At 70.9% G+C, this 13,473-nt stretch carries 9 protein-coding genes and 2 tRNA genes; 3 read left to right on the forward strand and 8 right to left on the reverse strand.

The annotated features are described in order from the left end of the window. The first annotated feature begins 59 nt into the window (after positions 1-59). A complete protein-coding gene (locus O7605_RS02495) occupies positions 60-977 on the forward strand; it encodes an NADP-dependent oxidoreductase (RefSeq protein ID WP_269737712.1) in 918 nt (305 codons plus the stop codon). Positions 978-1,144: 167 nt separating this feature from the next. Here O7605_RS02495 and O7605_RS02500 read toward each other — a convergent pair. The 5 genes from O7605_RS02500 to O7605_RS02520 all read right to left on the reverse strand — a co-directional run bounded on the left by O7605_RS02500 (position 1,145) and on the right by O7605_RS02520 (position 5,461). Further along, positions 1,145-1,218: transfer RNA gene (locus O7605_RS02500), tRNA-Ile, on the reverse strand. A 120-nt stretch (positions 1,219-1,338) separates the two neighbouring features. Then, positions 1,339-3,036, reverse strand: coding sequence for an insulinase family protein (locus O7605_RS02505; protein WP_269737713.1), 1,698 nt, complete (start codon positions 3,034-3,036; stop codon positions 1,339-1,341). Beyond that, positions 3,033-3,983, reverse strand: a complete 951-nt coding sequence (locus O7605_RS02510; RefSeq protein ID WP_269737714.1) for a tetratricopeptide repeat protein — start codon at positions 3,981-3,983, stop codon at positions 3,033-3,035. The genes O7605_RS02505 and O7605_RS02510 overlap by 4 nt, the downstream gene beginning before the upstream one ends. Before the next feature lie 46 nt (positions 3,984-4,029). After that, positions 4,030-5,265, reverse strand: a complete 1,236-nt coding sequence (locus tag O7605_RS02515) for an NAD(P)/FAD-dependent oxidoreductase (protein WP_269737715.1) — start codon at positions 5,263-5,265, stop codon at positions 4,030-4,032. A 123-nt stretch (positions 5,266-5,388) separates the two neighbouring features. Continuing rightward, positions 5,389-5,461: transfer RNA gene (locus O7605_RS02520), tRNA-Asn, on the reverse strand. A gap of 276 nt (positions 5,462-5,737) precedes the next feature. Between O7605_RS02520 and O7605_RS02525 the strand changes: the two genes are divergently transcribed. Together O7605_RS02525 and O7605_RS02530 are read left to right on the forward strand one after the other, a co-directional pair. Then, complete coding sequence (locus tag O7605_RS02525) at positions 5,738-6,121, forward strand: hypothetical protein (RefSeq protein WP_269737716.1); 384 nt, start codon at positions 5,738-5,740, stop codon at positions 6,119-6,121. Positions 6,122-6,294: 173 nt separating this feature from the next. After that, complete coding sequence (locus tag O7605_RS02530) at positions 6,295-7,473, forward strand: ROK family transcriptional regulator (RefSeq protein WP_269737717.1); 1,179 nt, start codon at positions 6,295-6,297, stop codon at positions 7,471-7,473. A 37-nt stretch (positions 7,474-7,510) separates the two neighbouring features. Here O7605_RS02530 and O7605_RS02535 read toward each other — a convergent pair whose 3' ends face one another. The 3 genes from O7605_RS02535 to O7605_RS02545 form a co-directional block, all read right to left on the reverse strand. Further along, complete coding sequence (locus O7605_RS02535) at positions 7,511-8,518, reverse strand: sugar phosphate isomerase/epimerase family protein (protein WP_269737718.1); 1,008 nt, start codon at positions 8,516-8,518, stop codon at positions 7,511-7,513. 250 nt (positions 8,519-8,768) lie between these two features. Continuing rightward, entirely contained in the window at positions 8,769-10,490 is a 1,722-nt protein-coding gene (locus O7605_RS02540) for a ThuA domain-containing protein (RefSeq protein WP_269737719.1), read from the reverse strand. 80 nt (positions 10,491-10,570) lie between these two features. Then, entirely contained in the window at positions 10,571-13,411 is a 2,841-nt protein-coding gene (locus O7605_RS02545) for a PQQ-dependent sugar dehydrogenase (RefSeq protein WP_269737720.1), read from the reverse strand. Between the last annotated feature and the right edge of the window lie 62 nt (positions 13,412-13,473).

Here is a 13,473-nt window from a genome sequence, read left to right on the forward strand (position 1 = left end):
CGTGGCCACGAACCCGCCCCCGGGTCTCGTGGCCACGGGCCCGACCTCCTGGAGAAGACATGCACGCCATCCGGATGCACGAGTACGGCGGACCGGAGGTGCTCCGTTACGAGGAGGCCCCGATCCCCGTCCCCGGGCCCGGCGAGGTCCTGATCAGGGTCGCCGGCACGTCGTTCAACCCGGCGGACGCCATCATCCGGGCCGGAATCCTGCGCCACTCTCATCCCGTCCGGATGCCGCACATCCCTGGCACAGACGTCGCTGGCACGATCGTCGAACTCGGCGCGGGCGTCACCGACCGCGCGACCGGCGACCAGGTCATCGCGGCTCTGCCGCGGCCGGCGGACGGCGCTACCGGGGAGTTCACCCTCGCACCGGCGGCGACGGTGGTTCCCGCGCCAACGAGCATCCCGCTCGCCGACGCCGCCGCCCTCCCGGTCGCCGGGCTCACCGCCTGGCAAGGCATCCACGACCATCTGCGGGTCCGGCCCGGTCAACGCATCCTGATCAACGGCGCAGGCGGCGGCGTCGGTCGGTTCGCCGTGCAGTTCGCCAAGCTGGCCGGTGCCACCGTCGTGGGCGTCGCAGGCCCGGCCAGCATCACGGCAGCCCAGTCGGCTGGCGCCGACCAGATTCTGGACTACACCGTCGACCGGCTGACCGAGCCGGTCGACGCGGTGTTCAACACAGCACCCATCGACGGGTCCGGCCTGAACCTGCTCGTCACCCTCATCGAGCCGGAGGGTCAACTGGTCTCCATCACCTCGTCCGCGTCAACGGACCGCCGCCACGCGGTACGCGCGATGGTCATGACCGTCCGCCGGGATCCCGCCCAGCTCGACGCGATCGCTCGCCTGGCGGATGCGAACCAAATCTCGCCGGGCGTCAGCGAGCGTCTCCCGATGACCGAGATCGTCGAGGTGCACCGTCGTCACAGCGCCGGCCGCCTCTCGGGCAAGGTCGTGCTCAGTCACTAGGCCCGGCACGGACGGCGCAGGCGGATTGGGCCAGTTGCAGACCGAGCCGACAGCCAGCGAACCGCTCGAAAAGCGTATGGCGTCCACTACTCCTCCAGGCGCCACTCCGGCGGTTCACATGGTGACCACATCCCGCCACGAACCAGCAGGTCAGGAAAACGGCTGGGTGGGGCGGGCGGGACTCGAACCCGCGACCGAGGGATTATGAGTCCCCTGCTCTAACCGGCTGAGCTACCGCCCCGGTACCGGGGCGGATCTTATCCCGCCCGGTCGATCACCGGCCAACGCACCTTCCCGACATTGCGGTGCGGTCCGAACGGACCGGACCGCTCGGAAGGGATTCAGCGTCGACGGCCTTCCCTCACCGGCGTCCCCTTCGCCTCAGCAGCACGATGGGCAACGCGAGGATAACAGCGAGCAGCCAGCCGATCACGACCGCACCCCACAGTACGGCGACGTCCTCCTCGGCGGTGGGGCTGATGAACATGCCGATGGTGAGCAGCAGGGTGAACCCACCCACCACAAGCGTGGCGAGGCCGCTGAGCACCATCAGCAGGATCTCCCACCCGGCCCGCTTCGGCCGGGCCAGGTACGCACGGGCCTCGCGGAGGGCACGCGGTTGCGGGATGTTCTCCGGGTCGCGGGGCGGCATGGTGATCTGCCGGTCGATCGGCACCCCGCTGTCGATGACGCTCATCGCCGCCGGATGCGTGTCGAACAGGGTCGGCTCGATGTGCAGCACGATCGCGTCGTGGCCGATGAGTTGCCGGGCGCCGTCGGGCCAGGCGAGCATCGCGGCGCAGTCGGCGTACCGGACGGTGAGGGTGCCGCCGGCACCGACGTGGCTGACCCCCTCGGTGCCGACGAGCAGCCGACCGTCGTCGTCACGGGCGTGGTAGGTGGTGCCTGACACGGCCGACTCCGACGAGGTGGGCGCGGCGGTGAGGCCCGCCCAGTCGGCGCGGGTTCCGTCCGGCACCATCAGCAGTGCGGAAGCGTACGCCTCCTGGGCGACCTCGTGCAGGTCCGTGACGGTGACCGCCTTGAGTTCGGCGAGGTGCTCGTCGATCGTGTGGTTCGGTTCGCCGGTGAGCAGGTTGAAGGCGTACGCGGGCAGCCGCGCGGCGTCGAACTCCGCGGTGGCGTACATGTCGACCCGCTTGGCCACCGCGGCGTCCAGGTCGCTCTGCTCGATCCGTCCGATCCGCAGCTTGGCCAGCACGTCGATGAACCCGCCGACGACCGCGTCCTGCTTCTCGGCGAGGGCGTCGGCGAGGGCCCGCAGGTGGGCGTGCCCGTCGCCGCGCGGTTCGTAGCCGGTGTTGATGGTGTAGGAGAGCCCGGCGTCCTGGCGCAGCGCCCGGAACAGCTCGCGCTCCAGCACCTCGGCGAAGACGGTAGCGGCGGCCCGACGCCGCACCACGGCGTCGAGCACCACCGCCCGCGAGCCGTGCACGAAGTACGCCGGGGTGGTCGGCAGCGCCGACGAGGCGGCCGGCACCGGCTGCCGGGTGCCGGTGGGCAGGTCCAGCCGCAACCCTTCGGGCACCCGGTCACCGGCGATCCACAGCACCGCGTTCTCCCGGGTGAACCAGCGTGCGGCCCACTGGCGCAGTTCCTCGGCGGTGAGCCCGCTCAGCCCCCATTCCGGGTAGCTGCTGAGCCCGTGGTCGCGGGCACCGTGACGCCACAACGGGATGTCGTCGATCGCCGAACCTCCCCGGCTGCTCCACTCGGTGCGCAGGATGTCCTTCTCCACCTCCAGCCGGGCGGTGGGCAGGTCGGTGAGGTTGGCGCAGACGGAGGTCAGGAAGGTGGCGATGTCCGCCGCCGAGCCCTGCATGTGGAAGGTGGTGAAGACTGGTCCGGTGGCGCCGTTGAAGTGGTAGTCGGCGCTGCCCAGCGGCGCGAGGACGAGGTGTTCGAGCAGGTGGGTGATGCCGTGGCGGGCCAGCGTCTCGTCGGCGGTGCCGACCCGGAAGGTCAGCCCGGCGCGCATCGACCCGCCGGTGGGGGCGAGCAGGGTCGGCACCCCGTCGGTCTCCAGGTGTTGGATCACGGCCGTCCACCCTTCGCGTACGCCTTGTCGCGGAACCGCTGGAACTGCCGCACCGCGTCGCCGAAGTAGCCGAACATCGACTCGTCACCGAGGTGTCCGAGGGCGGCGAACTGCTGCGCCGCCGGTGTCCACTCCTGCATGAGGCAGAAGGCGAGGGCGAAGGTGCTGCGTACCTGGACCCAGCCCCAGCCGTGGCGGAACTCGCGGTGCCAGACGGAGCGCTGGGCCGCGTCGTGGATCTCGGCGCGTACCCGCTGTCCGCGGAGGAACTCACCGGCGGCGGACAGGTTGCCGTGGTCGAGAGCCTGTTCCAGGTGCGCCTCGACGATGAGGACGGCGTTGGGCGCGCCGGCCGGCGCGGCGTCGGCGCACTCACGGGCGAAGGCGTGCGTCTTGTCCCAGGTGCCGCTCCACTTGGGACAGAACTGCTGCAACAGGGAACCCTGTGCCGGCAGGTGGTGCGGGTGCGCGGCGGCGAGCCGGTCGTAGCGGCGCCGGGCCTCGGCCTGGCCGAGTTGCAGGCCGCGGGCGCTGGTGACCCGCTGGGTCCAGGCTGCCGCATCCTGCGGGTGACGGGCGGTGGCCTCGATGAGGATCTGCTCGGCCCGACGCAGATGATCGAAGAACTGGGCGAACTGTTCCCGGCTGACGTCCTGCGCCCGGCTGGCCGTCCGGATCCGCCATCCGGCGTGGATCAGGTGTGCCCCCAGCATGGCCGCGGCCACCGGGTCGTCCGGTCGCTCGGCGAGTGCCTTCCGCAGGAGCGGCTCGGCGTCCGGTGTGTCACCGACCTCGCCCACGAGGACCGTCCGACCGTAAGCGTCCTGGGCGTCGACGAGGGCGCGCAGCGCCGGCCAGTCACCGGCGGCCAGCGCGCCACGGGCGGCGGCCACCTGGGGGTACGCCGCCGCGGCGTCGAGAACCGGCGGCGGGAGGGGTGCGGGCATGGCGAGGATCATAGGTGATCATCTTCGCGTCGGTGACCCCGAATTCTCAGTGCTGACGCAGGTGCCGCAGGGCGGCTCCGGCGGTGCGCCAGCCGCTGGCGAGTGCCCCCTGGATGGACGGGCTGTCGCGGTGGTCACCGGCGACGAACAGTCCGTTTCCCAGCCCCACCGGCTTTCGTAGCCGGCCCTGTGGCGGCGGCGCGGCGGGCAGCGCGGCGGGGATCGTGACCGTGGTCAGGTGCGCCCAGTCGGCGGTGGGCCGCCCGTACAGCCGGGTCAGTTCCAGCCGCACGGCCGGCTCGGTCGGTACCGACGGCCCGACCACGGAGGTGGCGATCAGGTGCCGGCCGGTGGGCGCGTAGCCGGGCACGGCGTGGCTGACCACGACCGTGTTGGCGATCATCTCGCGGCGGTCGCCGTCGAGGAGCAGGATCGGCTCGTCCAACGGTGGCTCGGTGGCCGCGTGGTAGAAGGTGGTGTATGCGTGCATGCGCACCGGGGGCAGGTCCAGCAGCCGGGTGGCGGCGGGCGGGTCGGCGGCGACGATGACGGCCCGGCAGCGCAACTCGCCGGCGGTGGTCCGGACGCGACCCGGTGCCACCTCGGCGACGGCGGTGTTCAGCTCCAGCAGCCCGGTCGGCAGCGGCGCGGCGACGGCCCGGGGCAGCGCCGCCATGCCGTCGGCGGGCAGGCCGACCCGGCCCCGGGCGAACGAGCGCAGCACCATCGCCAGGACGTGGCTGGAGGTGGCCAGTTCCCGGTCGAGCAGCACGCCGGAGAGGAACGGACGGAGCAGGTCCTCGATGATCGCGTGGGAGAGGCCCGCGCGGCGCAGCGCCGCCTCGGCGGTGGTCTCGGGCCGGGCGAGCAGACGTTCGGGGGGCAGCGTGGCGTAGCTCGCGGCGAGAGCGGCGAAGCGCAGCCGGTCGGGCAGGGAGCCGACGGGGGCCAGAGCGGTGCCCGGACCACCGGCGGGCTCGCGCAACGGGTTGACCAGTCGCCGCAGCTGACCGCCCTTGCGTACCAGCACTCCCGGGACGAAGTAGCCGAGGTCGAGAGCGTCCACGTCGAGCAGCGCGCCCAGCCGGGGGTAGGCGGTGTTGAGGACCTGGAATCCACGATCGAGCAGGAATCCGTCGACGGCGTCGGTGGCGACCCGACCACCGAGCCGGTCGGTGGCCTCGACCAGCCGCCAGGGCACGCCGGCGCGGTGCAGGCGGCGAGCCGCGGCGAGGCCGGCGAGACCGCCGCCCACGATCACCACGTCGGTGTCAGTGGACATCGGGTACCAGCGTAGACCGGTTGGCCTGGTGCCGCCTTGCGAAGATCCGGGGTGACCCCGGTCGGCTGGGTCCGGCCGACGCCCACCGGTTCGGGCCGGTGGGCGTCCTGGTGAGCAGTGAAGCTCCCCCGTTTGGACTCGAACCAAAAACCTGCCGGTTAACAGCCGGCTGCTCTGCCAATTGAGCTACGGGGGACCGCAACAACGCCCGGAGCGGATCGCTCCGCACCGCGCGCCGGGCACAAGAGTACAGGACGTCGGGGGGTGTTGGTCCAGGGGGTTCATCGGCCATCACCGAGCCGGCCGGTGGCCGTTTACCAGACAAATCGTCATCCTGGCACAAGGAGGTATGAGCGGAGAGCAGGATGGGTAGTTAGCTGCCGACGACAGGACGCAGGCGCGAATCGATCAGTCCCGCCACCGGGCCTCCCGGGAGCGGGACGACGGCGCGTCAGGTACGAAAGGAGCCGCCATGCGCGGAAAGATCATGTTCCTTGGCGGGCTGGCTGCAGGGTTCGTCCTGGGCGCCCGTGCCGGCCGGGAGAAGTACGAGGAGCTGGTGGTCCGGGGCCGCAAGGTGCTCGACCACCCGACCGTCCAGGAGGCGGCCGGGGTCGCGCAGGCCCAGGCGAACCGCCTCTACCACGAGGGCAAGGACAAGCTCGGCAACTCCAAGCTGGGCGAGAAGTTGAACTCCAACGGCAAGGAAGCGCTCACCCCGGCCGACGACACGTTCGCCGGTACGCCGGCCACGGCCGGCAGCAAGTCGGGTTCCGGCACGTCGAGCTCCGCTTCGACGTCCACCACCCCCCGCACCAAGCCGACCGGTACCGGAGCCAACGGCAGCACGCTCTGAGCGGCACACGCTCTGAGTACCTCGGACGGGCCCGGCCACCGACCTCGGTGACCGGGCCCGTCCGTACGCCCGCCCGGCGGCAGACCGACGCGGCCAGGCGTTGACGCTGTCGGCTTCGGTTGGCCACTGGTCCGAAACACCGGCGTGGAACACTTCGTCCGGAGGTGGTCGAGATGGCCCTGGTCCGGCCGGAGAATCCGCAGCAGGCACGGTTGGTCCGGCTGCTGCGGGACGAGGGCCCCCGGTCCCGGGTGGAGCTGGGTGACCTGCTGCGCCTGTCCCGGACGGCCCTCACCACCGAACTGGACGGGCTCGTCGCCCGCGGGCTCGTCGAAACCGCCGGGCCGGCGGCGTCCCGGGGCGGGCGCCGGTCGTCGTTGCTGCGCCTCTCCGGCGGCGTGCGCTTCGCCAGCGTGGTGGTCGCCACCGACCGGGTCACCGTCGCCGTCACCGACGGCGAGCTGAACGTGCTGACCGAGACCAGCGAGGTCGCGGACGTACGCGACGGGCCGGAACCGGTGATCGGCCGGGCCATCGAGCTGGTCGACAAGCTCCGCGCCGAGCTGGGCGTCACCGAACTCACCGGGGTCGGTGTCGCCCTTCCCGGGCCGGTCGACGGCGGCACCTCCACCGCACCGGCCGTCCTGCCTCGGTGGCAGCGTTTTCCGGTCCGGGACGCCTTCGCCGCCGAACTGGGCTGCCCGGTGCTCGTCGACAACGACGCGAACGTGCTCGCTCTCGGCGAGCGGCACGCCGGCATCGGCCGTACCGTCGAGGACTTCCTCTACGTGAAGCTCGGTACCGCGCTCGGCTGCGGGCTGGTGCTCGGCGGATCGCTCTACCGGGGCGCGACCAGTAGCGCGGGCGACATCGCGCACCTACCGCTCGGCGAGGAAGGGCCGCCCTGCGCCTGTGGGGAGACCGGTTGTCTCGAGGCGTACTGCGGCGAAGTCGGGTTGGTCCGGGCGGCGCTGGCCGTGGCCCGGTCGGACCGCTCCCCGGTGCTGGCCGCGCGCGTCGCCGAGACGGGCTCGCTCACCGTCGCGGACGTGGTCGCGGCCGCCACCGCCGGGGATCCGGCCACCCAGCTCCTCGTCCGCGACGCCGCCCGTCGGCTCGGTCGGGTGCTGGTGGGCCTGGTCAGCTTCTTCAACCCCGGCATGGTGGTGATCGGCGGCGCACCGGACGGACTCGGCCACCTGCTGCTCGCCGAGATCCGTGGCGTGGTCTACCGACGGTCGGCGCCGCTGGCCACCGGCACCATGCCGATCGTCCTGTCCGACCTGGCGGGTCGGGCCGCCGTGGTCGGCGCGGCGTACCTGGCCAGCGAGCACGTCTTCAGCGCCGGTTGACCACGGGGGCCGGCTGCGGGCCGGCCCCCGGAGGCGTTCAGTCCTTGCTGCTGAAGGCCGCGTCGAAGGCGGCCGACGGCGCGTCGAAGGCGAGCCGGCGGACGAACTGGAGCGCCTCGGGTGCGCCGACCAGCCGGTCCATCCCGGCGTCCTCCCACTCGATGGAGATCGGGCCGGAGTAGCCGATGGCGTTCAGCGCCCGGAAGCAGTCCTCCCACGGCACGTCACCGTGGCCGGTGGAGACGAAGTCCCAGCCTCGGCGCAGGTCCGCCCAGGGCAGGTGCGAGGCCAGCCGGCCGCGACGGCCGTCACCGGTACGCACCTTGGCGTCCTTGCAGTCGACGTGGTAGATCCGGTCGGCGAAGTCGAAGATGAAGTTGACCGGGTCGAGTTCCTGCCAGACGAAGTGCGACGGGTCCCAGTTCAACCCGAACGCGGGCCGGTTGCCGATCGCCTCCAGGGTCCGCTTCGTCGTCCAGTAGTCGTACGCGATCTCACTGGGGTGCACCTCGTGGGCGAAACGCACCCCGACCTCGTCGAAGACGTCGAGGATCGGGTTCCACCGGTCGGCGAAGTCCTGGTAGCCGCGTTCGATCATCTCCGGCGGCACCGGCGGGAACATCGCCAGGGTGTGCCAGATCGACGAGCCGGTGAAGCCGACGACGGTGTCCACGCCGAGCTTCGCCGCCGCGCGGGCGGTGTCCTTGATCTCCTCTGCGGCCCGCTGGCGTACCCCCTCGGGCTCACCGTCGCCCCAGATCCGGGCGGGCAGGATGCCCTGGTGCCGCTCGTCGATCGGGTGGTCGCAGACCGCCTGGCCGACCAGGTGGTTGGAGATCGTGAAGACCTGGAGGTTGTGCTTGGCGAGCGTCTCCCGCTTGCGTTCGACGTACGAGTCGTCGGCCATGGCCTTGTCGACCTCGAAGTGGTCGCCCCAGCAGGCGATCTCCAGGCCGTCGTAGCCCCACTCGGCGGCGAGCCGGCACACCTCGTCGAACGGAAGGTCGGCCCACTGGCCGGTGAACAGCGTGATCGGTCGCGCCATGTGTCCTTTTCCCCTGTCGTGTTGGGGATTCCGTTTCCTGCGGGACCGGGGCGAGGGATGACCGGATGGGTGACGGCCTCGACGGTGCGCCGGTGGACGCGTTCGCGCCTGGGGCCGACGGGTTGCGCCTCCCGTCGACTCACCGGCCACCTCGCGGTCGCCGTCTCTCACTCTAGGCGGGTCGCGGGCGGTTCGAAAGAGCCCCGGTGCGACGGGGTGACCGTCGCACCGGGGCGGTGAAGCTACCCGGTTACGGCAGCACCCAGCGCTGGTTGGCGCCGGTGTGGCAGGTCCACAGGTGCACGGCCTGCCCGTCGGCGGAACTGTTGTTCGACACGTCCAGGCACTTGCCCGAGTTCGGGTTCCGCAACGTGCCGTTGGACTGCGCCGACCAGTTCTGCGCACCGCTGCCGTTGCAGGTCCAGAGCTGGATCTTCGTGCCGTCCGCGGAGCCGGCACCGTTGACGTCCAGGCACTTGCCCAACGCCCGGATCGTCGAGTTCGGCGTCACCGTCCACGTCTGCGCCGCCGAACCGTTGCAGGTGTAGATCTGGATCTGCGTACCGTCGGCCGTACCCGCGTTACGCACATCCAGACACTTACCGGCCAACCCGGTGATCCGGCCGGTGCGGACGTCACCGCCCGGCGGCGGGTTCGAGCCGCCGAGTTCCTTGATCCGGATATTGCGGAAGGACACGTCGTCGCCGGTGCCGTGGTTCTGGATGCCGATGTGCCCGGCCAGCGACCGGACCGGGTCGGTGTTGGTGAAGTCGTTGATCTTCGCGCCGTTCAGGAAGACCTGGAGACGCTCCCCCTCCACCAGCAGCTCGTAGGTGTTCCACTCCCCCGCCGGGTTCAGCGCGGCGTCCCGGGCGGCGAGGTCGGCGGACTTGAAGCCGTAGACCGCGCCGGTGGTGCGATCGGCGGCGTCGGTGGGGTCGATCTGCACCTCGTAGCCGTTGTTGATGGCGGAGTTCGGGTCGCTCGACGGTGGGAAGCCGATGAAGACCCCGGAGTTGTCGTCACCGGCCACCCGCCAGTCGAGCTTTAGCGAGTAGTTGGTGAACTGCTTGGCGCTGTGCCAGAACAGCCCCATCCCGCCGACCGAGGTCAGCGTGGCGTCGGAGTTGCTGAAGCTGCCCGGACCGGCCTGGGACCAGCCGCTGGTCGAGCCGTTGTAGAGGGTGGTGTAGCCGGTCTCCGGCCGGCAGTCGGCCTTGGTGCGGCCGGCCGCGTACCGGATGCCGCCGAGCAGGTGCGCCCGGAACGCCGGTTCGGCGTACGACGCCTGGGTGTGGCCGCCGCCGGTGTAGAAGGACCGGCCGCCGTTGTACGTCTTGCACCAGGCGATCGGGTGGTCGGCGCCCATCACCCCGCCCGAGTACGTCGACTCGTTGAGGTTCGCCAGCACCCGCGCGTTGGCGCGGGGGTTGCTCTGGAAGTCGTACCACTCGTCGGTGCGGACCCAGTTCTGCGGCAGGTGGGCGGTGGCCGCGTGGGCGCGGTTCTCCACCCGGACGGTGGCCTGCTGGATGGCCGGGTGGGAGCGGAAGTACGCGCCGACCAGGTTGCCGTAGAAGGACCAGCCGTACTCGGTGTCGGCGGCGGAGTGCACGCCGACGTAGCCGCCACCGGCGCCGATGTACGACTCGAAGGCGCTCTGCTGGCTGTTGTTGAGCACGTCGCCGGTGGTGTTGAGGAAGATCACCGCTTCGTACTGGGCGAGGTTGCCGGTGGTGAAGACGCCGGCGTCCTCGGTCGCGGTGACGGTGAAGCTGTTCGCCGCACCCAGGTCGCGGATGGTCTGGGTGCCCACCGCGATGGAGTCGTGCCGGAAGCCGGCCGTCTTGGAGAAGACCAGCACGTCGTACGGGGCGTCGGCGGCGCTGGCCGGGGTGGCCGGGGTGGTGCAGGCGAGTACGGCGAGGGCGGCGGTGGCCAGGCCGACGGTGGTTCGGAGGAGTCTGCGCATGTCGCTCTCCCAACGATTGGTGGTGTCAGGAGGGGCCCCTGTTTCCTACCCTAGGCGTTGACCAGGGGCCCCTCCTCTGATCAGGGCAGGACCCAGCGCTGGTTCGCGTTGGTGTGGCAGGTCCACAGGTGCACGGCCTGCCCGTCGGCGGAACTGTTGCTCGACACGTCCAGGCACTTGCCCGAACTCGGGTTACGCAACGTGCCGTTGGACTGCGCCGCCCAGTTCTGGGCACCACTGCCGTTGCAGGTCCACAACTGGATCTTCGTGCCGTCCGCCGAGCCGGCACCGTCGACGTCCAGGCACTTGCCGAAGGCCCGGATCGTCGAGTTCGGCGTCACCGTCCACGTCTGCGCGGCCGTACCGTTGCAGGTGTAGATCTGGATCTGCGTACCGTCGGCCGTCGCCGCGTTGCGCACATCCAGGCACTTACCGCCCAGGCCGACGATCGGACCGGTTCCGCCCGTGCCACCGCTGCCGGTGGTGAAGGTGAACGAGTCCAGGTCGTAGAGCGAGCCGGTCCCGGTGCCGGCGAAGGTCAGGTAGAGCGTGGTGGTGCCGGACGGCGGGTTGCTGATGGTGCCGTTGACCGTGGTGAAGGTGTCCCAGGCGCCGGTGACCGGGACGGTGGCCGAGCCGAGCACGGTGCCGGTGGCCGAGCCGGCGCGTACCTGGAGGGTGCCGCCGGAGCCGGCCGAGGAGACCCGGGCGCTGAACGACGTCACGTTGTTGATCCGGTACGGCTCGAACGCGATCCAGTCGCCGTTGTTGATGTTGCCGACGGTCTTGCCGCCCTCGGCGGCCGCCTTGTCGAAGGTGGCGATGCCGGCGGAGGTCTTGTAGTGCTCGGCCTGCCGGCTGCGGGGCTGGAGGGTGTGCTGGGTGTGCGTGGTGAGCCCGCCGGCATCGGTGTACTCGGCGTCGAAGATGGCGAAGATGTTCGCCGCGTAGTCGTGCTCCCCGTCCACCGGGATCGTGATCGAGCCTGAGCAGCCGTTGCGCGAGGTGATCTGGTGGCCGTGGCTGTCGTGGCCCAGCACGTAGGTCATCTTGACCTTGGTGCAGTCGATCGTGCCGTCCTCCGGGTCGGTCACCGTGATGCTGAACGGCACGGTGTCGCCGAAGGAGAACAGCGATCCGTTGACCGGGCCGTTGATGGTGACCGTCGGCGCGGTGTTGCCGACCCGGATCTGCACGCTGGCGGTGCCGGTGGCGCCCTGCGGGTCGCGGACGGTCAGGGTGGCGGTGTAGCTGCCGTTGGTGGTGTAGGTCTTGCTCGGGTTGGCCGCCGTGGAGGTGGTGCCGTCGCCGAACGCCCACGAGTAGGTCAACGCCCCGCCCTCCGGGTCCGACGACCCGGCCGAGGAGAAGTTCACGCTCAACGGGGCGACCCCGGAGGTCCGGTTCGCCGAGGCGACCGCCGTGGGTGCCCGGTTGCCTCCGGCGACGTAGTCGTAACGGTAGAGCGCCGAGTTGGCGTCGCCGTTGAAGTAGCCGGTGCCGTAGTCCAGCACGTAGAGCGCACCGTCCGGGCCGAAGGCCATGTCCATGACCTGCTTGCCGTTCCACGGGAACGACGCGTCGATGGCGCCCACCGAGCCGTCGCTGTTGACGTGGATCGGCTTGATCCAGCCTCGGCCGAACTCACCGGCGAAGAAGAGCCCGTCGAAGCTCTGCGGCCACTTGGTGGTCGACGTCGACGCCGCGTTGTAGCGGTAGACCGGGCCACCACTCGGCGACTCGGAGCCGCCGCCGAACTCCGGCGGACTGCCGGCGTCACCGGCATAGCGGATCCAGGACGGCTTGGCGGCCGGCAGGGTGGTCAGGCCGGTGTTGCGGAACGAGTTGTTCGTCGCGCCGCCGGTGCAGTTGTACTTCGGACCGGCGGTGCCGTTGGCGAAGTTCCACTCGGCGTACGTCTCGTTGCTGGTGTTGGTGCCGGTGCAGTACGGCCAGCCGTAGAAGCCGGGGCCGGTGACCCGGTTGAACTCGACCTGCCCGCTGGGCCCGCGTGCGGAGGTGGAACCCGCGTCCGGACCGTAGTCGCCGACGTAGACGACGCCGGTCGCCTTGTCGACGCTCATCCGGAACGGGTTGCGGAAGCCCATCGCGTAGATCTCGGGGCGGGTCCGGGCGGTGCCGGGGGCGAACATGTTGCCGGCCGGGATCGAGTAGGAGCCGTTGGCGTTGACCTTGATCCGCAGGATCTTGCCGCGCAGGTCGTTGGTGTTGGCGGCGCTGCGTTGCGCGTCGTACGCCGGGTTGCGGTTGGTGCGCTCGTCCAGCGGCGAGTAGCCGCCCGAGTCGAACGGGTTGGTGTCGTCGCCGGTGGACAGGTAGAGGTTGCCCGCCGCGTCGAAGTCGATGTCGCCGCCGACGTGGCAGCACATGCCCCGGTCGGCGGGCACGTCGAGGACGTCGACCTTGCTGGACTGGTTCAGCGTGAAGTCGGCGTTGAGGGTGAACCGGGAGAGTCGGTTGACCCCCTGCCAGGCGGAGAAGTCGCTGGCGGTGGCCGGGGCGTCCCCGCTCGGGGTGGACAGTGGCGGCGCGTAGTAGAGGAAGATGTGCCGGTTGCTGGCGAAGTTCGGGTCGACGCCGATGCCCTGCAAGCCCTCCTCGTCGTGGGTGTAGACCGGGACGGTGCCGATCACCGTCGTGGTGCCGGCCGCGTCGGTGCGGCGCAGGGTGCCGTTGCGGGCGGTGTGCAGGACCGAGCGGTCCGGCAGCACCGCGAGGGTCATCGGTTCGCCGACCTCGGCCACGCCCTTGGCGAGGGTGACCTGCTGGAAGTCGCTGGCGACGATGGGGTGGGCGCGGGCCGGGGTCGGGCCGGCGATGGCGACGGTGCCGACTGTGACGACCAGGAGCAGCGCCGAAGCGCTGGTGGACCACCGTGCGGGGTGGCGGGTGGTGCGCATGGTGGACATCGCAGTGCTGTCCCTTCCTGACGAGTGCTTCTGCCAGGGCGGGGCGCGCGCCG

It is taken from the genome of Verrucosispora sp. WMMA2121 (genome assembly GCF_027460185.1).
Classification (GTDB): Bacteria; Actinomycetota; Actinomycetes; order Mycobacteriales; family Micromonosporaceae; genus Micromonospora; species Micromonospora palythoicola.